The following is a 23,903-nucleotide window of genomic DNA, read 5'->3' as shown; positions in this document are numbered from 1 at the left end:
TAGATATAGTGACAACGCCGCTCTTGACATACCGCTACAAGTATTAACATCATGATATTTAACGTTTTTATTTTTTTGCAAAATCGAACTCCGCGAGCTATTCTTCACGCCGAAGCACACCTCATCCAACGGACTCACACACGGACTCGAAAAGACCATGAGCACGACGATCAATTCGCAGGCCAAAGGCAAGGCCGACGCATCGACGCTCGCCCCGCAGGAAATCTCGGGCGAAGTTCTCCTCGAAAAATACGCCAAGGACAACGAGCAGACGGTCTCCGAAGTCCGCGCGCGGGTGGCGCGGGCCCTCGCTGCCGTCGAGGCCGAAGAAAAGCGCGCCCACTGGGAAGCGAAATTCCTCGAGGCGCAGGAAAAAGGCTTCGTGCCCGCTGGCCGCATCAACAGCGCCGCCGGCACCAAGCTCCAGGCAACCCTGATCAACTGCTTCGTCCAGCCGGTCGGCGACTCCGTCTCGGAAGCCGTCGATGGCCGCCCCGGCATTTACACCGCCCTCGCCCAGGCCGCCGAGACGATGCGCCGCGGCGGCGGCGTCGGCTACGACTTCTCGAGCATCCGTCCGAAGGGCGCCCTCGTGAAGGGCACCCTCTCGAACGCCTCCGGCCCCGTGTCCTACATGCGCGTCTTCGACCGCTCGTGCGAGACGGTCGAATCCGCCGGTGCGCGCCGCGGCGCCCAGATGGGCGTGCTGCGCTGCGATCACCCCGACATCGAGGAGTTCATCCACGCCAAGGACCACGGCGACCTGACGAACTTCAACATCTCCGTGGGCGTCACCGATGCCTTCATGAAGGCCGTCGACACCGACACCGATGTCGAGCTCTCACACAAGGCCGAACCGATCGACGACCTCAAGGCTGCGGGCGCCTACCAGCGCGACGACGGCCTGTGGGTGTACCGCAAGCTGCGCGCGCGCGAGCTGTGGGACCAGATCATGCGCTCGACCTACGACCACGCCGAGCCGGGCATCCTCTTCCTCGACCGCATGAACCAGGACAACAACCTGTACTACTGCGAAACCATCGAGGCGACCAACCCCTGCGCCGAGCAGCCCCTGCCCCCCTACGGTTGCTGCGACCTCGGCTCGATCAACCTCACGCCCTTCGTCAAGAACCCCTTCACCGACAAGGCCGATTTCGATTACGCGGCCTTCGGCAAGGTCGTCGACGTCGCGATCCGCATGCTCGACAACGTCCTCGACGTAACGCACTGGCCGCTCGAACAGCAGGAGAACGAGGCGCAGTCGAAGCGCCGCGTCGGCCTCGGCTTCACCGGCCTTGGCGACGCGCTGATCATGCTCGGCCAACGCTACGACAGCCCCGAGGCCCGCGCCGTCGCCGCAAAACTCTCCGAGTACATGCGCGACCGCGCCTACCTCGCCTCGGTCGAACTCGCCAAGGAACGCGGCGCCTTCCCGCTGTTCAACGCGGACATGTACCTGTCGGGCGGCAACTTCGCTTCGCGCCTCCCGAACGAGGTCAAGGACAAGATCCGCAAGCACGGTCTGCGCAACTCGCACCTGCTGTCGATCGCCCCGACCGGCACGATCTCGCTCGCCTTCGCGGACAACGCCTCGAACGGCATCGAACCGCCCTTTTCCTACACCTACACGCGCCGCAAGCGCATGGCCGACGGCACCTACAAGGAATACGCCGTCGAAGACTACGCATGGCGCCTGTACAAGCACCTGGGCGGCAACGTCGCCAGCCTCCCCTCCTACTTCGTCACCGCGCTCGAGATCTCCGCGCAGGCGCACAAGGACATGGTGGCCGTGGTCGCTCCGTTCATCGACACCTCGATCTCCAAGACCGTAAACGTCCCCGAGGACTACCCCTACACCGAGTTCGAGGACCTCTACCTCTCAGCGTGGAAGGCCGGTCTCAAGGGGCTTGCGACCTACCGTCCCAATTCCGTACTCGGCTCCGTGCTCTCCGTGACCCCATCGTCCGAACAGAAGCAGCCGCAGGACGTCGAGCTTTCGGGCCCGAACAAGCGCCTGTCGATCAACAGCCTGCCTGCTCCCGTCCTCTCCAGCCTGCGCTGGCCCGGCCGCCCCGAGTTGCCGGACGGCAACATGGCGTGGACCTACATGCTCGGCACCCCGACCGGCGACTTCGCCCTCTTCGTCGGCCAGGTCGGCAACAACGGCGGCTCCTTCCCGTTCGAAGTGTGGGTCAACGGCGCAGACCAGCCACGCGGCCTCGGCGCCGTCGCCAAGACCCTGTCGATGGACATGCGCGCGAACGACCGCGGCTGGCTCAAGCTCAAGCTCGAGACCCTGGCGCGTACGATCGGCGAGAAGTCCTTCGAAATGCCCTTCCCGCCCCATGGCGAGAAGACCATGTTCCCGGGTGTGGTCTCGGCTTTCGCCCAGGTCGTGCGTTACCGCTGCGAGAAGCTGGGCGCGCTCGAGGTGAATGACACGCCGACACCGGTGCTCGACACCCTCTTCAGCCTGCAGGAGCCCAAGACCGGCACCGACGGCACGCTGTCCTGGACCGTCGATATCTCCAACCCCGCAACCAGCGAAGACTTCGTCCTCGGCCTGAAGGAAATCACCCTTCCTGACGGTGTCACGCGCCCGTATTCGGTTTGGCTGTCCGGCAACTATCCGCGCGCCCTCGACGGACTTACCCGCATCCTGTCGCTCGACATGCGCGTCATGGATCCTGCATGGGTCGGCATGAAGCTGCGCAAGCTGCTCAACTACCCCGAACCGCTCGGCGACTTCATGGCCTTCGTCCCGGGCACCCGCCGCCAGCAGAACTACCCGAGCACCGTGGCCTACATGGCGCAACTCATCATCCACCGCTACGCCATGCTCGGTGTGCTTGACGAGCAAGGCTACCCGGTGCGCGAGATGGGCATTCTCGAAGCGCCGCGCGAGAACAGCGACCCGAAGGTCATGCAGGGCGGGCTGTGCACCGAATGCGGCAACCACGCGGTGATCCGCAAGGACGGCTGCGACTTCTGCACCGCCTGCGGCGCGGTCGGCACCTGCGGTTGACCGATGACGGGGCGTCCATTCGGACGCCCCAACGCAAAACGCGAACCGGATGGTTCGCGTTCTTTTTGCGGGCAGCCGAACTGCCCCACCCTGCCTGCTTACCGAAGGTCCGTCCCCGAACCCGGCGGTGTCGCCCGGCCCCGAACGGGCACTATGCGGGTCGCGCTGAAATTTCCAGCCCCAGTTCGGTTAGGGCACGAAACAACGCCGTAATCGTCTTGGCGTCGGTAATCGCACCTTCCATCACCGCACGAACTGCTTCATCGGCCGAGAACGTCAGGATTTCGAGGAATTCGCCGTCGTCGAGTGCATCGCCCACGTGCGTAAGATCGCGTGCGAGGAACATCTCGATGCGCTCATCGGAATAGCCGATACAGGGATGCATCACCCCCAGGTACTGCCATTCGCCCGCCTCGTAGCCCGTCTCCTCACGCAACTCGCGCCGAGCGCAGGCGAGCAGGTCCTCACCAGCATCGATCTTGCCGGCGGGCAACTCGAGAAAAGCACGACGCAGGGGATAACGGAACTGCCGTTCAAACACCAGGCGACCGTCAGGCAGAACCGCAACGACAACGACAGCACCCGGGTGGGTAATGTATTCCCGGACCGATACGCTGCCGTCTGGAAGCGCAACCCGGTCCCGACGGACCTTCAGCAGGACACCGTCGTAGACCGGGAAGGATTCGAGCTCACGCTCCTCGAGCGGATCCTGCTCAGAGGGATGCGAGGAGCGCATAGGCGCAGAGCGACATCAGGCCCTGGGGCAGCAGGCCGAGCACTGCGATCGCGAGACCATTCGCCGACAACAGGAAGCGCACCTCGCCCTGTGCCCTGATCGGCGCGCTGTCCGTGGGCTCGTCGAAGTACATGACTTTCACGACGCGCAGATAGTAGAACGCGCCGATCACCGACATCATCACCGCCAAGACTGCCAGCCAGACGTGACCCGCAGCGACGACAGCCTGCAGCACAGAAAGCTTCGCGAAGAAACCGATGAAGAACGGGATACCCGCCATCGAGAACATCACAATCATCATCAGCGCAGCGAACCAGGAGTTGCGCTTGTTCAGGCCCTTGAAGTCCTCGATGGTCTCCGCCTCGAAGCCGGCACGCGACAGCAGGATCACCATGCCGAACGATGCGAGGCTCATGATGACGTAGGACACCGCATAGAACATCGCCGAGCTGTAGGCGTTAAGTGCGAAATTGCGGTCACCGTCGACCACCCCTGCGAGGAGACCGAGCAGCACGAATCCCATGTGCGAGATACCGGAGTAGGCCAGCATTCGCTTGATGTTCGATTGGGCAATCGCAGCCAGGTTGCCGAGTACGATCGAAAGCACCGAGAGAAACATCAGCATCGTCTGCCACTGGTCGGCCAGTTCGAACAGGCCGTAGACCAGTAGGCGCATGGCCATCGCAAACGCAGCCAGCTTGGGCGCCGACGAAATCATCAGCGTCACGGCCGTCGGGGCGCCCTGATAGACGTCGGGCACCCACATGTGGAACGGAACCACTCCAAGCTTGAATGCGAGACCCGCGACGATGAACACCAGACCGAACACGAGGACCGTCTTGTTCGCAGCCTGATGATAGATCGACTGTGCAATGCCCGACAGCTCGAGGCTACCCGTGGCACCGTAGATCATCGACATGCCATAGAGCAGGAGCCCCGAGGCCAGCGCACCGAGCACGAAGTACTTCATCGCCGCTTCGGTCGCACGCGACGACTCGCGATCGAACGCAACCATACCGTACAGGGACAGCGACATCATCTCGAGGCCCATGTACAGCGACAGCATGTGATTCGCGCTGATCATCACCATCATGCCAAGGCTCATCAGGAGCGACAGCAGGTAGTACTCCGGCCGATCGATCTTGCGGTCGGCGAGGTAACCCCGCCCGTAAAGCAGCGCGACCGCAACCGCCAGCAGCGAGAACACCTTGAGCAGACCACCCAACATGTCGCCGATGAACATTCCGTTGAAGGTCGCGACAACCTCGTTCGCCGCATAGCCCTCCGCCAGGCTCATCAGCACCTCGGCGAGACGAACGCCGAACAGCGGCACTTCGGAAATCACCGCCGCAACGGCTGCGAGGAGGTTGGGACTCACGAGCACGCTGACCAGCGCAGCAAACACCAGCGTGAGTTGTGTGAGCCCGTATGCGAGATCGCTGGCCACGCGTCGTGCAAACGTGGAAGCCAACATGATCACCAGCGCCATCACGGCAACGAGAATCTCTGCCGCTGCGGGGTAGAAGTCGGGAACGACGAAATTCATCTTCTGACCAGTCCGAAAAAGTGTCTCGCCCGCTCGCTCAGAGCTTGCTCACGGCAACATGCCGCAGGAGTTCATTAACCGACGCATGCATCACTTCCGTGAAGGGGAAGGGATACAAGCCCATCGCCAGCACACACAGCGCAAGGATGCCGAGGAACGCGAACTCGCGCCCGCCGATGTCCTCGAGTTCGGCGACATGGCTGTTGCCGACAACGCCAAAGACGACGCGCTTGTACATCCAGAGCGTATAGGCCGCACCAAGGATCAGGGTCGTGGCAGCAGCGAAGGCAACCCAGAAGTTGAACTGGACCGCGCCCAGCACAACCATGAACTCGCCGATGAAACCACTGGTGCCGGGAAGACCGGCGTTCGCCATCGCAAACAACATGAAGAACGCGGCAAACTTGGGCATCGTCTTCACGACACCGCCATAGTCGGCGATATTGCGCGTATGCATGCGGTCGTAGAGCACCCCGATGCAAAGGAACATGGCGCCCGAAACGAAGCCGTGCGAAATCATCTGCACCAGTGCCCCTTCAAGCCCCACGACATTGAACATGAAGAAACCGAGGGTCACGAAACCCATGTGCGAAATCGACGAATACGCAACCAGCTTCTTCATGTCCGTCTGGACCAGCGCGACGAAACCGATATAGATCACGGCGATCAGCGAGAGCGCGATCATCATTGGCGCCATGGCCTGCGAAGCGTCAGGCACGATCGGCAGCGAGAACCGCAGGAAACCGTAGGCACCCAGCTTCAGCGCGATCGCCGCCAGCACCACCGAGCCTCCGGTCGGCGCCTCGACGTGGGCGTCGGGCAGCCAAGTATGCACCGGCCACATCGGCACCTTGACCGCGAACGCGATCAGGAAGGCCCAGAAGATCAGCGTCTGCGCGGGCATCGCCAGCGGCAGCTTGTGCCAGTCGAGAATGCTGAAACTGCCGCCGGCCTCCATGAAGAGGTACAGCAGGGCGATCAGCATCAGCAGCGAACCGAGCAGCGTGTAGAGGAAGAACTTGATCGCGGCATAGACGCGGTTCGCTCCGCCCCAGATGCCGATGACCAGGTAAAGGGGAATCAGCGAGGCCTCGAAAAACACGTAGAACAGGATGCCGTCGAGCGCGGAGAAGATCCCGTTCATCAGCCCCGACATGATCAGGAACGCGGCCATGTACTGGGCGACTTTCTCCTGGATCACCTGCCAGCCCGCCATCACGACGATGATCGTGATGAACGAGTTCAGCAGCACGAACAGCACCGAAATGCCGTCCACCCCGAGGTGGTAGTTGATGTTGAAGCGCGGAATCCACGGCAGGAACTCACCGAACTGCATCGAACTGCTGCCTGCATCGAACTGAGTGAACAGCGGGATCGTCACCGCGCATCCGACCAATGCAACCAGCATGGAAAGGGACCGCGCCAGCGGCGCATTACGGTCCGAACCGGTTGCTAGCACGAGCAACCCACCCAGGATCGGTATCCAGATCGCTAGGCTGAGGAATGGCATACCCGTCATCGTTACTTTCCGTTCAATGCGCCGAAAACTGACGCGTGTTTATCGTTATTCACAGACCGGCCTTTTGGCTCAAACCAGGTTGAACCAGAAGGTGAGGAGAATGAAGACCCCGATGATCATTGCGAAGGCGTACTGGTACAGGTGGCCCGTCTGGAACAGACGGCTGATCTGTGCGACCCAGCCCACCAGTCTCGCCGTGCCATTGACCGCCACGCCATCGATGATCGCCTGATCGCCGACCTTCCAGAGCCCCTTACCGATCAGTCGCGAACCTCCCGCAAACACGATCTCGTTGAAACGATCGAAGAAATACTTGTTCTCGAGCAACGCATGCACCGGGCGGAACGTACGCTGGATAGCGGCCGGGATGTCGGGACGAACCATGTAGAAGAACCACGCGAGCACGACGCCACCCATCGCCAGCCAGAACGGAGCGGTCTGCAGTCCGTGCAGAGCCATCGCGACCGGACCGTGGAAGTGCTCCGCCAGCTCGGAAAGACCGACGTGGTTGCTGCCGACGTGGATCACGCCCTTGAACCAGTCACCGAAGAGCATCGGTTCAATCGTGAAGAAACCGATAATCACGGACGGCACCGCGAGCAGTACCAGCGGCAGCGTCACCACCCACGGCGACTCATGCGGCTTCTGGCCGGGGGCGAGACCGTGATGGTGATCCGCCGACACCTCTTCGTCGTCGTGGTCACCCTGGTGGTCGTGGTGAGCATGGTTCTTGCCGAACCGCTCCTTGCCGTGGAAGACCAGGAAATACATGCGGAAGGAGTAGAACGCGGTCACGAAGACACCCGCCAGCACGCAGAACAGCGCATAGCCCGCCCCCGGGATGTGCGACGCATGCACCGCTTCGATGATCGAGTCCTTGGAGTAGAAGCCCGCGAAAAACGGGAAACCGATCAGTGCCAGAGAACCGAGGAGCGAGGTGATCCACGTGATCGGCATGTACTTCCACAGGCCGCCCATGTTGCGCATGTCCTGATCGTGATGCATGCCGATGATCACCGAACCGGCCCCGAGGAACAGGAGCGCCTTGAAGAACGCGTGCGTCATCAGGTGGAACACGGCCGCCGAGTAGGCCGAGACACCCAGCGCGACAGTCATGTAACCGAGCTGCGAAAGGGTCGAGTACGCAACCACCCGCTTGACGTCATTCTGCACGATGCCGAGGAAGCCCATGAAGAGGGCCGTCGTTGCACCGATGACGAGAACAAAGGACAACGCCACATCGGACAGTTCGAACAGCGGCGACATACGCGCCACCATGAAAATACCGGCCGTCACCATCGTGGCCGCATGAATCAGCGCCGAGATCGGCGTCGGACCTTCCATCGAGTCAGGCAGCCAGACATGCAGCGGGACCTGTGCCGACTTGCCCATCGCGCCGATGAACAGGCAGATGCAGATCGCTGTGATCAGCGGCCAGCCCGTAGCGGCCATGTCCTGCGCCGCGAGCTCGCTCCCCTTCGCGAACACTTCAGCGTAATCGAGACTGCCGGCGTACGCAGCAATCAGGCCGATGCCCAGAAGGAAGCCGAAGTCACCGACACGGTTGACGAGGAAGGCCTTCAGGTTCGCGTAGATCGCCGTCGGCCGCTCGTACCAAAATCCGATCAGGAGGTAGGACACCAGGCCCACAGCTTCCCAGCCGAAGAACAGCTGGAGGAAGTTGTTCGACATCACCAGCATCAGCATCGAGAAGGTGAACAGCGAGATGTAGCTGAAGAAGCGCTGGTAGCCGGGATCATCGTGCATGTAGCCGATGGTGTAGATGTGCACCATGAGCGACACGAAGGTGACCACGAGCATCATCATGACCGTGAGGGAGTCGATCAGGAAACCGACTTCGAAGGTCAGGTTCCCGCTCTTCATCCACGTGTAGACCGTGCCATTGAACGTATTGCCGGCCTGAACATCCTGGAAGATCACCACCGAGGCGGCCAACGCTACCGCAACACCGAGGATCGTCACGATATGCGCACCGGCACGGCCGATGGCCTTGCCGAACAGACCCGCCAGAATCGCCCCCACGAGAGGGGCTAGCGGTACCAGGAGATAGAGCTTTTGCATGTCCGTCATCGAGCCGCTTCCTTAACCCTTGAGGCTGTCCAGATCATCAACGTGGATCGTCCGCAGGTTGCGGAACAGCACGACCAGAATCGCGAGACCGATCGCAGACTCCGCCGCCGCCACGGTGAGGATGAAGAAAACAAAAATCTGTCCGGCCAGATCGCCCAGATAGTGCGAGAAGGCGACGAAGTTCAGATTCACCGCGAGCAGCATCAGCTCGATCGCCATCAGCAGCACGATCAGGTTCTTCCGGTTCAGGAAGATCCCGACCACGCTGATCGCGAACAGGATCGCGCCCAGAATCAGATAGTGGGAAAGCGAAAGCATCTATAACCCCTTGATTGCACCAGTTCCCGCGAAACTGCCGCAGTTCTTATTCTTTCTCGGCGGACATCGAAACGAGTTCGACGCGATCGCCACGCTTGACGGCCACCTGATCCGACGGATTCACCCGACGCAGCCCCTTGCGCTTACGCAGGGTAAGCGACACGGCAACGACCATCGCCACGAGCAACAGCAGCGAGGCAAGCTCGAACGGATACACGTAATCGGTATACAGGAGCCGCCCCAGTTCGCGCGTATTGCTGTAGCCGGCCTGCACCGCAGGCGGCTCGGGCATCGCCTCGAGACCGAAGTACCTGCCACCAAGCACCAGCGCCATTTCGACGGCCAGCAGAATTCCGATCAGCGCGCCAACCGGCAGGTAGCTCCAGAAGCCCTCCCGCAACCGATCGAGGTTGATGTCGAGCATCATGACCACGAACAGGAAAAGCACCATGACCGCCCCGACGTACACCATCACCAGGACGATTGCGAGGAACTCCGCGGCCAGCAGCAGCCAGATGCCACCAGCGGTCACGAAGGAGAGCACGAGGAACAGTGCGGCATGCACAGGGTTCCGTGACGTGATCACCCGAAGCGCGGCGAACACCATGATCGCCGACAGGATGTAGAAAACGAGGGTCTTGAAATCCATGTCCTTTGCGGCGCCCGCGGGCGCCCTCCCTTAGCGGTACTTCGAGTCGGCTTCCCGGTCGGCGGCGATCTGGGCTTCGTGCCGGTCGCCGACGGCGAGCAGCATCTGCTTCGTGTAATACAGGTCGCCCCTCTGCTCGCCGTGGTACTCGAGCACGCGCGTCTCGACGATCGCATCCACCGGACAGGCCTCTTCGCAGAAGCCGCAGAAGATGCACTTCGTCAGATCGATGTCGTATCGCGTCGTGCGACGAGAACCGTCATCGCGCTGATCGGACTCGATGGTGATCGCCATTGCGGGGCAGATCGCCTCACACAGCTTGCACGCAATGCAGCGCTCCTCACCGTTGGGATAGCGACGCAGGGCATGCAGGCCACGGAAACGCGGGCTTTGCGGAGTTTTCTCCTCCGGAAATTGCACCGTGATCTTGCGCGCGAACAGGTGACGCCCAGTAAGCGCCAATCCCTTGATCAGTTCCGTTAGGAACAGGCTACCGATGTAATCCTTCGCACCCATCTTCAGCCTCTCACTTCCAGATAGACAGCGGCGACATCATCCACACCGCCACTACGATCACCCAAACCAGGGTGATCGGAATAAACACCTTCCAACCCAACCGCATGATGTGGTCGTAGCGGAAGCGCGGGAATGTCGCACGTACCCACAGGAACACGAACAGGAAGAACGCGGTCTTCAGGGCGAGCCAGTGGAAACCGTCGGGAATCCCGCCGATCGGCGACAGCCAGCCGCCCATGAAGAGCAGCGCCGTCATCACCGACACGAGGAACATGTTCGCGTATTCGGCCAGGAAGAACAGAGCGAAGGCCATCCCGGAGTACTCGACCATGTGCCCCGCAACCACCTCGGACTCGCCCTCGACCACGTCGAACGGCGCGCGGTTGGTTTCCGCGATACCGGAAATCAGGAAGACGATGAACATCGGCAGAAGCGGGAGCCAGTTCCACGACAAGAACGACAGCCCCATCTCATGGAACTTGCCTTGCCCTTGCGAATGGACGATGTCGCTCAGATTGAGGCTCGAGGAAATCAGCAGCACACAGATCAGCGCGAAACCCATCGCGACCTCGTACGACACCATCTGCGCCGCAGCGCGCATGGAACCGAGGAACGGGTACTTCGAGTTCGACGCCCAGCCGGCAATGATGACGCCGTAGACTTCCATCGAAGTGATCGCCAGGAGCAGTAACAGACCCGCGTTGACGTTTGCGAGCACCATGCCGTCATTGAAGGGCACTACTGACCAAGCCGCCAGCGACGGCGCGATTGCGAGAATCGGACCCAGGATGAAAAGACCCTTGCTCGCTCCAGACGGAACGATGATCTCCTTGAACAGGAGCTTCATGCCATCGGCGATCGGCTGCAGCAGCCCCTTCGGGCCGACGCGGTTCGGACCGATGCGGACCTGCATGTAGCCGATGACCTTGCGTTCGGCAAGCGTCAGGTACGCGACGCCTAGCATGAGCGGCGCGATGATCGCAACGATCTTCGCCAGCGTCCAGACGACAGGCCACGCAGGCCCGAAAAACTGCGACACGGGTTCCAGCAACGCTTCCATCAGACACGCTCCACGCTGATCTCGCCGCACATGGCGCCGAGAGCGGCAGTTGCCGCGTTGGCTGCGGCAACACGCACGCAGTTCGCTGCGACCGAATCGTCCGCGACGATCTGGACCTCAGCCAAGCCCTGCCCTTGCCTCAAGCGCACGCGCGCACCCGACTCGACGCCGACTGCGGCAAGGGTCGCCGCACTCGCCCGCGCCAGCGGAGCTTTCGCATCACGCGTCTTCTGCAACGACGTTGCGCGTCGTACCAGCGTATCGGCCGCGTAGATGGGCACATCGCTGACTCGCTCGAATCCCGCGACAGCCTGTCCGGCGAACTTGAATTCGAGACCGTACAGACGATTGCCGAGATCCGGACGATTGCCCTCCGCAAGAGCCTCGGCTGCGACCGCCTCCGAGTCGTTCTGGTCGAACCCCTCGAAGTCGAAGAGATTTCCAAGAACCCGGAGAACCTTCCAGCCCGGACGCGTATCACCCACCGGACGAGCGACGGCATTGAAGTTCTGCGCACGCCCTTCGCAGTTGACGAAGGTTCCCGACGTCTCGGTGAACGGAGCAATCGGCAGCAGCACGTCCGCTGCAGCAAGCAAGGATGCAGACTTGAATGCCGACAAGGCGATCACGAGCGGCGCGGCCTCCAGCACGCTCTGCGCCAGCGCCGGATTCGCGAAATCGAGATCCGGTTCGGCGTTCAGCAGGAGATAGGCCTTGCGGGGCTGCTCGAGCATCTGCCGGGCGTTAAGGCCACCGACCAGCGGAATTGCCTTGGCAAGATAGCCGCCTACGCTGTTTGCCGCCTCTCCGATCACCCCGAAGACGCCGTCGGTCAGGCGCGCGATTTCTTCCGCGAGCTGCTGAATCTCCGATGCGTATTCACTCTGCACGGCAAGGTTGCCGAGCCAGACGGCGACCTTGCGGCCGGATGCCAGACTCTGGGCGATCGAACGCGCATCATCGGACACCGACGACGGCATCGCCGCGGAAAGATGTTCCGCAACCGTTGCACCCTTCTCGGCCGCAAGGGCAGCAACGACCTGCAGGAGCACGGGGACGATGGAGGAAGGAGCCGCCAGCACACGGTTCTTGACCGGCAGCTGCCACTCCTCAGCACTCGCGTTGACGGCGCTGACATGCAGGCCGCGCTTGGCCGCCTGCCGTACGCGCTGGGCGAGCAGCGGCGTGTCCTTGCGCAGGAAGCTGCCGATCACGAGCAGGCGATTGAGGTCCGCGACCTCGTTGATGGGCATGCCCAGCCACGGAGCACCTTCGCGGAAGCCGTCTGCGCGAAAATCGCTCTGACGCAGGCGGAAATCGACGCTGTCGGAACCGATGGCACGGGTGAATTTCTGCAGGAGATACAGCTCTTCAACCGTCGCATGCGGCGAAGCCAGCGCACCGATGGAATCCGGGCCGTTCTGCTTGGCGGTCTTGCGCAGGCCATTTGCCGCGAACTCGAGCGCCGTCTGCCAGTCCGCGTCCTTCCACACGCCGTCCTGCTTGAGCATCGGGACGGTCAGACGATCTTCGCCGTTAAGGCCTTCGTACGAGAAGCGGTCCTTGTCGGACAGCCAGCATTCGTTGATGTCCTCGTTTTCGAAGGGCAGCACGCGCTTGACGACATCGTGCTTCACCTGAACGATCAGGTTGGAGCCGAGCGAATCGTGGGGGCTCACCGAACGGCGGCGCGCGAGCTCCCAAGTACGGGCCGAGAAGCGGAACGGCTTCGAGGTCAGCGCACCGACGGGACAGAGATCGATGATGTTGCCGGATAGCTCGGAGTCCACCGTCTTTTCGACGAAAGGCATGATCTCGGCGTGTTCGCCGCGGAAGGCCTGGCCCAGTTCCATCTGCCCGGCGATTTCCGTCGTGAACCGTACGCAGCGCGTGCAGTTGATGCAACGCGTCATGTCGGTCGAAACGAGCGGACCGAGGTTCTTGTTCAGAACGACGCGCTTCTCTTCCTCGTAACGCGATTGGCTGCCGCCGTAGCCGACCGCCAGATCCTGCAGCTGGCACTCGCCGCCCTGGTCGCAAATCGGGCAATCCAGCGGGTGGTTGATCAGCAGGAACTCCATCACGCCCTTCTGGGCCTTCACCGCCTGCTCGGAGCGAGTCCACACTTTCATCCCGTTTGTCACGGGAGTGGCACACGCGGGAAGCGGCTTGGGCGCCTTCTCGACCTGCACGAGGCACATGCGGCAGCTCGCGGCGATCGAGAGCTTCTTGTGGTAACAGAAGTGCGGAACGAAAGCACCGATCTTGGTGGCAGCATCCATGATGGTGCTGCCATCCTCGACCGTCACCTGCTTGCCGTCGATTTCAATCTCTAGCATCACGGTCTCACGTAGATTTGGCTGCCTTCATACTGGACTTCAGGCGGCACTAGACATTTCTTGTTTTCGATGTGGTACTCGAATTCGGAACCGAAGTGCTTGACGAAGCTCTGCACCGGCATCGATGCGGCGTCACCGAGGGCGCAGATCGTGCGGCCCATGATGTTGCCGGTCACCGAATTGAGAAGATCGAGATCCTCCTTCCGGCCGAGTCCGTTTTCGATGCGATGGACCACGCGGTAGAGCCAGCCCGTACCTTCACGGCAGGGGGTGCACTGCCCGCAGGATTCCTCGAAATAGAAGTAGGACAGACGCTCGAGCGCCTTGACCATGCACGTCGTCTCGTCCATCACGATGACGGCGCCGGAACCGAGCATCGACCCCGCTTTGGAGATCGAGTCATAGTCCATCGTGCAGTCCATCATCACGCTACCCGGAAGGACGGGCGCGGACGAACCACCGGGGATCACCGCCTTGAGCTTGCGCCCGGCGCGCATCCCGCCTGCCATCTCGAGCAGTTCTGCGAACGGCGTACCCATCGCAACTTCGTAATTTCCGGGACGATTCACATGCCCGGATACCGAGAACAGCTTGGTTCCGCCGTTGTTCGGCTTGCCCAGGTTGAGGAAGCCCTCACCGCCCATGTTGAGGATGAACGGCACGGAGGCGAAGGTCTCCGTGTTGTTGATCGTCGTCGGCTTCCCGTACAGACCGTAGCTTGCCGGGAAAGGCGGCTTGAAGCGCGGCTGCCCCTTCTTGCCTTCGATAGACTCCAGCAGCGCCGTTTCCTCGCCACAGATGTAGGCGCCATAGCCGTGATGGGCAAACAGCTCGAACGAGAAATCCGAACCGAGAATGTTCTGTCCGAGCAGGCCGGCCGAACGGGCCTCGGCGAGCGCGGCTTCGAAGCGTTCGTAGACTTCGAAGATTTCACCGTGAATGTAGTTGTACCCACGCTCGCAACCCATCGCATACGCAGCGATGGTCATCCCTTCGATAACCGTATGCGGGTTGTAGCGCAGGATGTCCCTGTCCTTGAACGTGCCGGGCTCACCTTCGTCCGAGTTGCACGCGAGATACTTGGCGCCCGGGAAGGAGCGCGGCATGAAGCTCCACTTCAACCCGGTCGGGAAGCCTGCGCCGCCGCGACCGCGCAGCGAGGAGGCCTTGAGTTCCGCGATGATCGTTTCGGGCGCGATTTTTTCGCTGATGACCTTGCGCAGAGCGGAATAGCCACCGCGTGCAACGTAGTCCTGCAGCGCCCAGGTACGATCGCCGTCGACGCCGGCGAGAATCAGTCCGCTTCCGCTCATTTGTCCTCCAGCTCCGCGAGGATCTGATCGATCTTTTCCGTCGTCATCCAGCTGCACATGTGATGATTATTCACCAGCAGCACGGGGGCATCCCCGCAAGCGCCCATGCACTCGCCTTCCTTCAGCGTGAACTTCCCGTCCGGGGTCGTCTCGTTGAAGTCGATTCCGAGTTTTTTCTTGAGGTAATCAGCCGCATGAACGCCTCCCGACAGCGCACAGGGGAGGTTCGTACATACGGTGATCTTGTGGCGCCCCACCGGCTCGAGGTCGTACATGTTGTAGAAGCTCGCCACCTCGTAGGCCGCAATCGCGGGCATGCCAAGGTAGCTGGCGACGAACTCGATGAGTTCCTTCGGCAGCCAGCCCTTTTCTACCTGCGCGATGCGCAGCGCCGCCATCACGGCGGACTGCTTCTGATCCGGTGGATATTTCGCGATCTCGCGATCGATCTGTTGTAGCGATTCCTGACTCAGCATTTCGTACTCGTCTTCCCGGGTTGCCAGCCGACGTTTCAAGACCAAGCGTTCAGCGGTCGATTTCGCCGAACACGACATCCATGGTGCCGATGATCGCGACGACGTCGGCAATCATGTGACCACGCGCTATTTCATCCATCGCAGCGAGGTGCGCAAAGCCAGGCGCACGCATCTTCAGGCGGTAGGGCTTGTTCGCGCCGTCGGACACCGCGTACACGCCGAACTCGCCCTTCGGATGCTCGACCGCGGCGTAAACCTCACCCGCGGGAACGTGCATACCCTCGGTGAAGAGCTTGAAATGGTGGATCAGCTCTTCCATGTTCGCCTTCATGCGCTCACGCGAAGGCGGTGCGACCTTGTGGTTATCGGCAATCACGGGGCCGGGGTTCTTGCGCAACCAGTCGATGCACTGTTTGACGATGCGATTGGACTGCCGCATCTCCTCCATCCGGACGAGGTAGCGGTCGTAACAGTCGCCTGTCTTCCCGACGGGGATATCGAATTCGACCCGATCGTAGACTTCGTACGGTTGCTTCTTGCGCAAATCCCAGGGCACGCCCGAGCCGCGCAGCATCGCACCGGTGAAGCCCCAAGCCTTGGCCTGTTCGGGCGTCACCACGCCGATGCCGACAGTCCGCTGTTTCCAGATCCGATTATCGGTTAGCAGCGTCTCGTAATCGTCGCAGTACCCCCCGAACCGATTGGTGAAGTCTTCGAGGAAGTCGAGCAAGGACCCCTGACGGCTCTCGTTCAACTGGCGAACCGTGTTGGCGTTCTTGAACTTGTTGACCTCATACTGGGGCATGCGGTCGGGCAGATCACGATAGACGCCGCCGGGACGGTAATACGCAGCATGCATCCGCGCACCGGACACCGCCTCGTACACGTCCATGAGGTCTTCACGCTCACGGAAGGTGTACAGCACCATCGTCATCGCGCCGATATCGAGCGCGTGCGTACCGATGCCGAGCAGATGATTCAGGATGCGCGTGACCTCGTCGAACATCACACGGATGTATTGCGCTCGAATCGGCACCTCGATTCCGAGCAAGCGCTCGATCGCCATGCAGTATGCATGCTCGTTGCACATCATGGACACGTAGTCCAGGCGATCCATGTAGGGCACCGACTGGATCCACGTCCGGGTCTCGGCGAGCTTCTCCGTTCCCCGGTGCAGCAGCCCGATATGCGGATCGGCGCGCTCGACCACTTCACCGTCCAGCTCAAGAACCAGACGCAGCACACCGTGCGCGGACGGATGCTGAGGGCCAAAGTTGATCGTGTAATTGCGAATCTCAGCCATGGCCGACATCCCCGTAATTCTCTTCGCGCACAATGCGCGGCGTGTTTTCGCGCGGCTCGATCGAGACGGGTTGATACACCACCCGCCCCTGCTCGGCGTCGTAGCGCATTTCGACGTACCCGGTGACAGGAAAGTCCTTGCGGAACGGATGACCGACAAAACCGTAGTCCGTCAGGATCCGGCGCAGGTCTGGATGACCCGAGAACATGATTCCGAACAGGTCGAAGGTCTCGCGCTCGTACCAGTTGGCGCTCGGCCAGATATCCACAACCGAATCGAGCACCGGAAAGTCGTCGCTATCGGCGAAGACTTTCACGCGCAGACGCCAGTTCTTCTCAACCGAAAGAAGATGAACGGCAGCCGCGAAACGCTTGCCGCTCCATACACCGTTCCCGTAGGCCGAATAATCGAGACCGGACACATCGACCAGTTCCTCGAAGCACAGGTCTGCGTGATCACGCAGACTCTGAGCCACACCGAGATAATCTTCCGGCGCAACTTCGATGGTCACCTCACCACGATCGACCACGAGGGACCGCACCCTGTCACCCAGGACCTCTTGCAAGGCCTGACTCAGACGCTCAAGCTTGGGACTCATAGATGAACCATCCATCAGCGCGCGATGGTATTCGTGCGCTTGATCTTGTTTTGGAGCTGAATGATGCCGTAGAGCAGCGCTTCAGCCGTCGGCGGACAACCGGGAACGTACACATCCACCGGCACGATGCGATCACAACCACGCACGACCGAGTAGGAATAGTGGTAATAACCACCACCATTGGCGCACGACCCCATCGAAATAACCCAGCGAGGCTCAGCCATTTGCTCGTACACCTTGCGCAGAGCCGGCGCCATCTTGTTGCAGAGAGTCCCCGCAACGATCATCAAGTCCGATTGCCGCGGACTAGGCCGGAACACCACACCGAAGCGGTCAAGGTCGTAACGAGAACAACCTGCATGAATCATTTCGACCGCACAACAGGCAAGGCCAAAGGTCATCGGCCAGAGAGACCCCGTGCGAGTCCAGTTGATTACCGCATCGAGCGAAGTGGTTACAAACCCCTCGCGAAAGACGCCCTCAATACTCATGCATCACTCCCAGTCGAGCGCACCGTTTTTCCACTCGACGACATAACCGATGACCAGCACGGCAATGAAAATCATAACCGAACCGAATACGAACCACGCGACCTGACCAGCCGCAATGAATTCCTGGAACACCGTCGCCCACGGAAACAGGAAGGCGATTTCGAGATCGAAAAGAATGAAAAGGATCGCAATGAGGTAGTAGCGCACATCGAACTTCATGCGCGCATCTTCGAATGCCTCGAAGCCACACTCATAAGGGGACAGCTTCTCGCTGCCGGGGCGATAGGGGGCAACGAGCCGCCCAAGAATGACAGGAACCAGGCCAAAACCAAGCCCCACGAGGATGAACATCAGAACAGGAAAGTAGTTTTCCAGCATTGCGTGACACCCCGTTTTAAATACAGATTGTTTTAGTTTTTTTAATTAACCTATTGCATGAAAACGCCCGCTTTCGCGGGCGATTCAGTATTCTGGTGCCGACGGTGAGACTCGAACTCACACGGCTTTCGCCACCACCCCCTCAAGATGGCGTGTCTACCAATTTCACCACGTCGGCACGTTTGTTACAGCGCAAAAATTATACGACCTTTCCCGTATCCCGCATAGCCCCAAGGGGAACTTATTTCGGGATCGACTGTGCCTTCGAGTCGCCCGCGGCACCAGCCGGCGCAGCATCCCCAGCAGGCGCAGGAACGATCACGGCAGCATCCTGCATAACACTGAAGGGCTTCACAGCCTTGCCGTTACCGAGATAGCTAAGCCCGAGGCTGGTGAGAAAAAACACAGCGGCGAGTATTCCCGTGGTGCGGCTAAGAAAATTCGCCGAGCCGGAAGATCCGAACACGCTGCCCGACGCGCCACTGCCGAATGCGGCCCCCGCGTCAGCCCCTTTTCCATGCTGCATCAGTACGAGCGCGATGATGCCAAGCCCCACCAGAACATGAATCGTCAGGACGATCGAAAATAAGTAATTACTCATAATATGACCCTGTTTTGAATCTCAGTTGCCCTGCGCGGCACTTCCCGCCGCTTGGCAGATTTCCAGAAAGGACTGCGCATCGAGCGAAGCCCCACCGATCAAGCCTCCATCAGCATCCGGCAAGCTGAACAGCCCGCCCGCAGTCTCCGGCTTGACACTGCCACCGTAAAGGATGCGGACCCGCTCGGGAGCGGGAACATGGTCTGCCAGCCATCGCCTGACGAGTGCCAGCACCGTCTGAACCTGCTCTTCAGTCGCAGCGCGGCCGGTGCCGATCGCCCACACAGGCTCATAGGCCAGTACGATACCTTGCAGTGCCTCGGGCGACAGGTTAGCAGCAAGCGCATCAAGTTGGCGCAAGAGCACCTGTTCGGTTACCCCGGACTCACGCTCGACGAGCGTCTCACCGAAGCAGGCGATGGGCACGAGCCCCCCGTCGAGCGCCGCGGCAGCCTTGCGAGCAACCGTCGAATCCGACTCGCCATGCAGCGCCCGCCGCTCGGAATGGCCGACGATAACAAAACGAACCCCCCAGTCAGCGAGCATCGCGACGCTGACATCGCCCGTGTAGGCGCCTTCGGGAAACTCGCTCACGTCCTGGGCGCCGAGCGCAACGTCACTGCCAACCAGGCTTTCCCCGACCTGAGGGAGGTATGGGAACGGCACGCAGACGGCGCAGTCGACGGCCGCAGGCACGGCCCCCACAAGTTGGTCCAGCAGAGCACTGTTGCGCGCACGATCGCCGTTCATCTTCCAGTTACCGACGACTAGCTTTCGTTCCATGCACCGCGCCTCAGCGAAATTTTCGGATTGTATCTTCAGGCCATCGCTTGGTAAAGGAAGGCTGAGGCGACAGGAGACTATTGAACAACGGGCGCAGCTGAAACGGCGGCGCCCGTTGCTGGCATGCGTCCGACGATCTCCATGCCGCCCGCACCTGCCGGCTCGGCAGAGCGGTGAAAGCAGGACGAAGTCCGGCCCGCGGACTCAGCCGAACCGGCCGGTGATGTAATCTTCGGTTTCCTTGCGCTTCGGATTGACGAAAATCTGGTTTGTTTCGCCGAACTCCATCAGTTCGCCGAGATACATGTAGGCCGTGTAATCGGATACACGGGCAGCCTGCTGCATGTTATGGGTGACGATGAGGATAGTGACCTTGTCCCGCAATTCGTGTATCAACTCTTCGATGCTGGCCGTCGCGATCGGATCAAGCGCCGAGGTCGGCTCGTCGAAGAGCAGCACTTCGGGTTGGGTGGCGAGACAACGCGCGATGCACAGTCGCTGCTGCTGGCCACCCGACAAGGCAGTAGCCGGGTCGTGCAAGCGGTGTTCGACTTCGGACCACAGGGCCGCACCGCGCAGCGCTTCCCGCACCCGGTCGTCGATCACCGAACGATTGCGCTCACCCCGGATACGCAGACCGTAGGCAACGTTCTCGTAGATCGACTTCGGGAACGGATTGGGCTTCTGGAAAACCATGCCGATGCGCATGCGCACTTCGATGGGATCGACGGCCGGATCCAGCAGATTGGTATTGTCCGGATGCAAGCGGATCGTCCCGTCGTATCGATTGCCCGGATAGAGATCGTGCATGCGGTTGAACGTCCGCAAGAGCGTGGATTTGCCGCAGCCGGACGGACCGATCAAGGCAGTTACGCGCTTCTCATGCACGGGCATGGAGATCGACTTGAGCGCCTTGAAATCGCCGTAGTAGAAACTGAAATTCTCCACGGAAGCCTTCACGGGCACACCGGCGCCGGTCCGTGCCGTTGTCTCGGAGGAGTTCGGGTTCCGCGCCTCGCCAGAGGCAGTGCCGGCCTGCACCGCGGTCCCTGCGACGGGTTGTTCGCTCATTTGCATCGTAGCAACGCTTACCATTTGATGTCCTTGCGCACGTGGTAACGAATCCAGATAGATACCGCATTCATCGCCAATGTCATCAGGACGAGAATAAAACCGGCTGCCGCAGCATTCTGCTGGAAAGCCTCTTCGGGACGCGAAGTCCAATTGAACATCTGGATCGGCATCACGGTAAAGCCTGACTTCAACCACTCGAAGTTCACCCAGGGGAACTCCGGACCGACGGGCGCATCGGGGAGGAATGCGATGAAGGTCAGCGCTCCGATCGTGATGATGGGAGCCGTCTCGCCGATCGCCCGCGACATACCGATGATCACGCCAGTCATGATACCCGGCAGCGAATAGGGCACGATGTGGTCGCGGGTCACCTGCCAGCGCGTCGCCCCCAACCCGTACGCCGCCTCACGAATGTGCAGCGGAATGGAGCGGATCGATTCGCGCGTCGCGACAATGACAACAGGGAGAATGAGGAGCCCGAGGGTCAGGCCGGCCGAGAGGATGCTCTGTCCGAAACCGAAGGTGTACACGAACACCCCGAGCGCAAGCAGGCCATACACGATCGACGGCACACCGGCGAGATTGGTCACGTTGATCTCAATGATGTCCGTGAGCAGGTTCTTCGGTGCGTACTCTTCGAGGTAGACGCCCGCGGCCACGCCCAGCGGGACGGCTGAAATTGCGGTGACGAGCATGACCAGCAGCGACCCCACCCACGCCGACAGGATCCCCGCCTGTGCGGCGCGGCGCGACGGGAAGTTGGTGAAAAAGTCGGGCGTGATGCGCTCCCAGCCCGCCCAGGCCATCTGCGCAAACAGGGCCACGAAGGTCAGTACGCCCATCAGCAGCGCAACGAAGCCGGCAACCACAAACAGCAGCTCGATGCGCTTGTTGCGCCGGATGATCCTTCTGATCAGGGGGATGTCTTCTGCTTTCATGCGGATCTTCTCAATATGCCTCGCGGTATCGACGCCGCACGACATGCCCGACAAGGTTCAGTGCAAGCGTCATCAGCATCAGGCTCAAGCCGGCCGCGAAAATCGACTGGTAGCCGATGGAGCCATGCGGGAGATCGCCCAACGCGACCTGCACGATGTAGGCGGAGATCGTCTGTGCCGGCTCGAGCGGATTCACGGTGAAATTGGGCTGCATGCCTGCCGCGACGGCCACGATCATGGTTTCGCCCACGGCTCGCGAAATGCCCAGGATGTATGCAGACAGGATTCCCGACAAGGCCGCCGGGAAAACAACACGAAAGGCCGTCTGCAGTCGGGTCGCGCCCATCGCATACGATCCTTCGCGCATGCTCATGGGGACCGCGCGCATGGCGTCTTCCGCAAGGGAGCTCACGTACGGGATGATGGCGATACCCATGACGATGCCGGCGCCAAGCATGTTGAATCCGGACAGTTCCGGCATGAGCAGTTGGAGCATCGGAATAACGACCATCAGGGCAAAGTACCCGTACACGATGGTGGGAATGCCGCCGAGCAGTTCAAGGAAAGGCTTTACCACCTCGCGAACCGACGGGCGGGCGAATTCGGAAAGATAGATCGCGATGGTGGTTCCCAACGGGATTGCCACGACAAGAGCCACGGCGGAGGTAGTCAGCGTACCCGCCAGCAATGGCAGGATCCCGTAGCGCGGCTCGGCGAACAGCGGCGTCCACATCGTGTCCGTAAGGAAGGACCAGATCGACACGTTACGGAAAAAATTCACCGATTCGCTTACCAGCACCCAGATGATGCCGACCGTCGTAAGAACCGAGACGAACGCAGCCCCCAGAAGCAGGAGCTCGATTACCCGCTCCTTGAAGTTGCGCAGCGCCTTCTTCGCAAGCCGGTCGCTGACGGAAAGCGGACCGTAGGGCACGAGCGTGGCGGCACCGCTGGAATTGTTTTCTTGCATTGGACGCCTACAAACGACAAAAGGGTGCCCGGGCGTAACGCCCGAGCACCACAACCTTCAGATACGATCAGAGCTTGGCTTCGCGAGCCAGCAGCGCATCGATCGTCACACCAACTTCAGCCTCGCCACCAAAGACCGTACCGAGCTTCTTCTTGTTGACATGGTCCAGAGCGATTTCATACGCCTTGGCGGGGAGCGGAACGTACTTCACCTCGGTCGCGAGCTTGCTCGCATTTTTCAGATAGTAGGTCACGAAATCGCGGACTTCGGCCTTTTCCAGGGACTTTTCCGCGACGTAGATGAAGATCGGGCGCGACAGCGGATTGTACGAACCGTCGAGCACCGCTGCCGCACCGGGCTGAACTGGCTTGCCTTCCTTATTCACGATCGGCACGGCCTTCAGCTTGCCCTGGTTTTCGGCGTAATAGGCATAGCCAAAGTAGCCGATGGCATTGACGTCGCGGGACACGCCCTGCACCAGCACGTTGTCGTCCTCCGAGGCCGTATAGTCGCCGCGCGAGGCCTTCGCCTTCCCGACGATCGCTTCCGTGAAGTAATCGAAGGTTCCCGAATCCGACCCTGCACCGAACAGTTTGAGCGGCGCATCGGGGAAGGACGGGTCGACCTGCTTCCAGCGGGTGATGGTGCCCTGCGCACCCGGCTCCCACATCTTCTTCAGCTGCTCGACCGACAGTTGCTTGATGAAGGCATTCTTGGGGTTCGCGACGACGGTCAGGGCATCGAATGCGACCGGCAGTTCGATGTACTTGATGCCGGCTTGCGTGCAGGCTTCCATTTCCTTCTTCAGGATGGGGCGCGAGGCGTCGGCAATGTCGATTTCGCCGCGGCAGAACTTCTTGAAACCGCCGCCGGTACCGGAGATACCGACCGTAACCTTCACTTCACCTTTCTTTGAGGACTGGAAGTCCTCGGCGACTGCCTCGGTGACCGGGAACACCGTGCTCGAACCGTCGATCTTGACCAGGGACTGGGCATGCGCTGCCTGCGCCCCCAGAAGAAGGACGGCGGCAGCGAGAGCAGTCTGCTTGAAACCCGACATAGTGAATCTCCACTGAATGAACTCTGTCATTGTCCGAACCGGATGCACCAACCGAAGCCTGCAAGCCCGGTAAATCGCATCTGCCACGCGGATGCATTCCGAAGTGCGCACACTTTAGT

The 23,903-nt window shown here is 60.9% G+C and carries 22 protein-coding genes and 1 tRNA gene; 1 reads left to right on the top strand and 22 read right to left on the bottom strand.

The genetic code is table 11. From position 1 onward, the window contains the following. Positions 1 to 157 precede the first annotated feature (157 nt). Positions 158 to 3,025, top strand: a complete 2,868-nt coding sequence (locus F464_RS0123080; RefSeq protein WP_018992232.1) for an adenosylcobalamin-dependent ribonucleoside-diphosphate reductase — start codon at positions 158 to 160, stop codon at positions 3,023 to 3,025. 151 nt (positions 3,026 to 3,176) lie between these two features. On the opposite strand, the gene F464_RS0123075 is transcribed toward F464_RS0123080, so the two are convergent. From F464_RS0123075 to F464_RS0122970, 22 genes are all read right to left on the bottom strand, one after another. After that, positions 3,177 to 3,761: an NUDIX domain-containing protein gene (locus tag F464_RS0123075; RefSeq protein WP_018992231.1), complete on the bottom strand. Its 585-nt coding sequence runs from the start codon at positions 3,759 to 3,761 to the stop codon at positions 3,177 to 3,179. Continuing rightward, positions 3,739 to 5,307, bottom strand: a complete 1,569-nt coding sequence (gene nuoN, locus F464_RS0123070) for an NADH-quinone oxidoreductase subunit NuoN (protein ID WP_018992230.1) — start codon at positions 5,305 to 5,307, stop codon at positions 3,739 to 3,741. Before nuoN ends, F464_RS0123075 begins: the two co-directional genes overlap by 23 nt. Before the next feature lie 37 nt (positions 5,308 to 5,344). Next, positions 5,345 to 6,826, bottom strand: coding sequence for an NADH-quinone oxidoreductase subunit M (locus F464_RS0123065; RefSeq protein WP_026296256.1), 1,482 nt, complete (start codon positions 6,824 to 6,826; stop codon positions 5,345 to 5,347). 69 nt (positions 6,827 to 6,895) lie between these two features. Then, positions 6,896 to 8,917 (bottom strand): NADH-quinone oxidoreductase subunit L, encoded by a 2,022-nt coding sequence (gene nuoL / locus F464_RS0123060; protein ID WP_018992228.1) that lies wholly within the window; start codon positions 8,915 to 8,917, stop codon positions 6,896 to 6,898. Positions 8,918 to 8,929: 12 nt separating this feature from the next. Continuing rightward, complete coding sequence (gene nuoK / locus F464_RS0123055; protein WP_018992227.1) at positions 8,930 to 9,235, bottom strand: NADH-quinone oxidoreductase subunit NuoK; 306 nt, start codon at positions 9,233 to 9,235, stop codon at positions 8,930 to 8,932. Between the two features lie 46 nt (positions 9,236 to 9,281). Continuing rightward, positions 9,282 to 9,884: an NADH-quinone oxidoreductase subunit J gene (locus tag F464_RS0123050; protein WP_018992226.1), complete on the bottom strand. Its 603-nt coding sequence runs from the start codon at positions 9,882 to 9,884 to the stop codon at positions 9,282 to 9,284. Between the two features lie 30 nt (positions 9,885 to 9,914). Beyond that, positions 9,915 to 10,400 carry an NADH-quinone oxidoreductase subunit NuoI gene (gene nuoI / locus F464_RS0123045; RefSeq protein WP_018992225.1) on the bottom strand — a complete coding sequence of 162 codons (486 nt, stop codon included), beginning with the start codon at positions 10,398 to 10,400 and terminating at the stop codon, positions 9,915 to 9,917. Positions 10,401 to 10,410: 10 nt separating this feature from the next. After that, entirely contained in the window at positions 10,411 to 11,460 is a 1,050-nt protein-coding gene (nuoH, locus tag F464_RS0123040) for an NADH-quinone oxidoreductase subunit NuoH (protein WP_018992224.1), read from the bottom strand. Beyond that, a complete protein-coding gene (nuoG, locus tag F464_RS0123035; RefSeq protein WP_018992223.1) occupies positions 11,460 to 13,799 on the bottom strand; it encodes an NADH-quinone oxidoreductase subunit NuoG in 2,340 nt (779 codons plus the stop codon). The genes nuoH and nuoG overlap by 1 nt, the downstream gene beginning before the upstream one ends. Next, on the bottom strand, positions 13,799 to 15,112 hold the full coding sequence (gene nuoF, locus F464_RS0123030) for an NADH-quinone oxidoreductase subunit NuoF (RefSeq protein WP_018992222.1): 1,314 nt from the start codon (positions 15,110 to 15,112) through the stop codon (positions 13,799 to 13,801). Before nuoF ends, nuoG begins: the two co-directional genes overlap by 1 nt. Continuing rightward, a complete protein-coding gene (gene nuoE, locus F464_RS0123025; protein WP_018992221.1) occupies positions 15,109 to 15,588 on the bottom strand; it encodes an NADH-quinone oxidoreductase subunit NuoE in 480 nt (159 codons plus the stop codon). The genes nuoF and nuoE overlap by 4 nt, the downstream gene beginning before the upstream one ends. 49 nt (positions 15,589 to 15,637) lie before the next feature. Then, positions 15,638 to 16,891: an NADH-quinone oxidoreductase subunit D gene (locus F464_RS0123020; RefSeq protein WP_018992220.1), complete on the bottom strand. Its 1,254-nt coding sequence runs from the start codon at positions 16,889 to 16,891 to the stop codon at positions 15,638 to 15,640. Further along, on the bottom strand, positions 16,884 to 17,489 hold the full coding sequence (locus F464_RS0123015; protein ID WP_026296255.1) for an NADH-quinone oxidoreductase subunit C: 606 nt from the start codon (positions 17,487 to 17,489) through the stop codon (positions 16,884 to 16,886). The genes F464_RS0123020 and F464_RS0123015 overlap by 8 nt, the downstream gene beginning before the upstream one ends. 14 nt (positions 17,490 to 17,503) lie before the next feature. After that, on the bottom strand, positions 17,504 to 17,980 hold the full coding sequence (locus F464_RS0123010; RefSeq protein WP_018992218.1) for a NuoB/complex I 20 kDa subunit family protein: 477 nt from the start codon (positions 17,978 to 17,980) through the stop codon (positions 17,504 to 17,506). A 3-nt stretch (positions 17,981 to 17,983) separates the two neighbouring features. Then, on the bottom strand, positions 17,984 to 18,358 hold the full coding sequence (gene ndhC, locus F464_RS0123005) for an NADH-quinone oxidoreductase subunit A (protein ID WP_026296254.1): 375 nt from the start codon (positions 18,356 to 18,358) through the stop codon (positions 17,984 to 17,986). 93 nt (positions 18,359 to 18,451) lie between these two features. Next, positions 18,452 to 18,536, bottom strand: a tRNA-Leu gene (locus F464_RS0123000). 63 nt (positions 18,537 to 18,599) lie between these two features. Then, positions 18,600 to 18,959 (bottom strand): preprotein translocase subunit SecG, encoded by a 360-nt coding sequence (gene secG, locus F464_RS0122995; protein WP_018992216.1) that lies wholly within the window; start codon positions 18,957 to 18,959, stop codon positions 18,600 to 18,602. A 21-nt stretch (positions 18,960 to 18,980) separates the two neighbouring features. Then, the gene (gene tpiA / locus F464_RS0122990; protein ID WP_018992215.1) at positions 18,981 to 19,742 is read right to left on the bottom strand and encodes a triose-phosphate isomerase; all 762 of its coding nucleotides are present in this window, start codon (positions 19,740 to 19,742) and stop codon (positions 18,981 to 18,983) included. A 204-nt stretch (positions 19,743 to 19,946) separates the two neighbouring features. Beyond that, positions 19,947 to 20,813, bottom strand: a complete 867-nt coding sequence (gene pstB, locus F464_RS0122985; RefSeq protein WP_018992214.1) for a phosphate ABC transporter ATP-binding protein PstB — start codon at positions 20,811 to 20,813, stop codon at positions 19,947 to 19,949. Positions 20,814 to 20,830: 17 nt separating this feature from the next. Beyond that, positions 20,831 to 21,754 (bottom strand): phosphate ABC transporter permease PstA, encoded by a 924-nt coding sequence (gene pstA, locus F464_RS0122980; RefSeq protein ID WP_018992213.1) that lies wholly within the window; start codon positions 21,752 to 21,754, stop codon positions 20,831 to 20,833. A 10-nt stretch (positions 21,755 to 21,764) separates the two neighbouring features. Next, a complete protein-coding gene (gene pstC, locus F464_RS0122975; RefSeq protein WP_018992212.1) occupies positions 21,765 to 22,724 on the bottom strand; it encodes a phosphate ABC transporter permease subunit PstC in 960 nt (319 codons plus the stop codon). Positions 22,725 to 22,791: 67 nt separating this feature from the next. Then, the gene (locus F464_RS0122970; RefSeq protein WP_018992211.1) at positions 22,792 to 23,784 is read right to left on the bottom strand and encodes a PstS family phosphate ABC transporter substrate-binding protein; all 993 of its coding nucleotides are present in this window, start codon (positions 23,782 to 23,784) and stop codon (positions 22,792 to 22,794) included. Positions 23,785 to 23,903: the final 119 nt, after the last annotated feature.

Source organism: Aromatoleum toluclasticum ATCC 700605, assembly GCF_000378245.1.
Classification (GTDB): domain Bacteria; phylum Pseudomonadota; class Gammaproteobacteria; order Burkholderiales; family Rhodocyclaceae; genus Aromatoleum; species Aromatoleum toluclasticum.
This window is presented reverse-complemented; position numbering and strand designations above follow the sequence as displayed.

Excerpts from the sequence above, each read along its gene's own strand:
- F464_RS0123080 (WP_018992232.1), top strand. The coding sequence starts at position 158 with ATGAGCACGACGATCAATTCGCAGGCCAAAGGCAAGGCCGACGCATCG.
- F464_RS0123075 (WP_018992231.1), bottom strand. The coding sequence starts at position 3,761 with ATGCGCTCCTCGCATCCCTCTGAGCAGGATCCGCTCGAGGAGCGTGAG.
- nuoN (WP_018992230.1), bottom strand. The coding sequence starts at position 5,307 with ATGAATTTCGTCGTTCCCGACTTCTACCCCGCAGCGGCAGAGATTCTC.
- F464_RS0123065 (WP_026296256.1), bottom strand. The coding sequence starts at position 6,826 with ATGACGGGTATGCCATTCCTCAGCCTAGCGATCTGGATACCGATCCTG.
- nuoL (WP_018992228.1), bottom strand. The coding sequence starts at position 8,917 with ATGACGGACATGCAAAAGCTCTATCTCCTGGTACCGCTAGCCCCTCTC.
- nuoK (WP_018992227.1), bottom strand. The coding sequence starts at position 9,235 with ATGCTTTCGCTTTCCCACTATCTGATTCTGGGCGCGATCCTGTTCGCG.
- F464_RS0123050 (WP_018992226.1), bottom strand. The coding sequence starts at position 9,884 with ATGGATTTCAAGACCCTCGTTTTCTACATCCTGTCGGCGATCATGGTG.
- nuoI (WP_018992225.1), bottom strand. The coding sequence starts at position 10,400 with ATGGGTGCGAAGGATTACATCGGTAGCCTGTTCCTAACGGAACTGATC.
- nuoH (WP_018992224.1), bottom strand. The coding sequence starts at position 11,460 with ATGGAAGCGTTGCTGGAACCCGTGTCGCAGTTTTTCGGGCCTGCGTGG.
- nuoG (WP_018992223.1), bottom strand. The coding sequence starts at position 13,799 with ATGCTAGAGATTGAAATCGACGGCAAGCAGGTGACGGTCGAGGATGGC.
- nuoF (WP_018992222.1), bottom strand. The coding sequence starts at position 15,112 with ATGAGCGGAAGCGGACTGATTCTCGCCGGCGTCGACGGCGATCGTACC.
- nuoE (WP_018992221.1), bottom strand. The coding sequence starts at position 15,588 with ATGCTGAGTCAGGAATCGCTACAACAGATCGATCGCGAGATCGCGAAA.
- F464_RS0123020 (WP_018992220.1), bottom strand. The coding sequence starts at position 16,891 with ATGGCTGAGATTCGCAATTACACGATCAACTTTGGCCCTCAGCATCCG.
- F464_RS0123015 (WP_026296255.1), bottom strand. The coding sequence starts at position 17,489 with ATGAGTCCCAAGCTTGAGCGTCTGAGTCAGGCCTTGCAAGAGGTCCTG.
- F464_RS0123010 (WP_018992218.1), bottom strand. The coding sequence starts at position 17,980 with ATGAGTATTGAGGGCGTCTTTCGCGAGGGGTTTGTAACCACTTCGCTC.
- ndhC (WP_026296254.1), bottom strand. The coding sequence starts at position 18,358 with ATGCTGGAAAACTACTTTCCTGTTCTGATGTTCATCCTCGTGGGGCTT.
- secG (WP_018992216.1), bottom strand. The coding sequence starts at position 18,959 with ATGAGTAATTACTTATTTTCGATCGTCCTGACGATTCATGTTCTGGTG.
- tpiA (WP_018992215.1), bottom strand. The coding sequence starts at position 19,742 with ATGGAACGAAAGCTAGTCGTCGGTAACTGGAAGATGAACGGCGATCGT.
- pstB (WP_018992214.1), bottom strand. The coding sequence starts at position 20,813 with ATGAGCGAACAACCCGTCGCAGGGACCGCGGTGCAGGCCGGCACTGCC.
- pstA (WP_018992213.1), bottom strand. The coding sequence starts at position 21,754 with ATGAAAGCAGAAGACATCCCCCTGATCAGAAGGATCATCCGGCGCAAC.
- pstC (WP_018992212.1), bottom strand. The coding sequence starts at position 22,724 with ATGCAAGAAAACAATTCCAGCGGTGCCGCCACGCTCGTGCCCTACGGT.
- F464_RS0122970 (WP_018992211.1), bottom strand. The coding sequence starts at position 23,784 with ATGTCGGGTTTCAAGCAGACTGCTCTCGCTGCCGCCGTCCTTCTTCTG.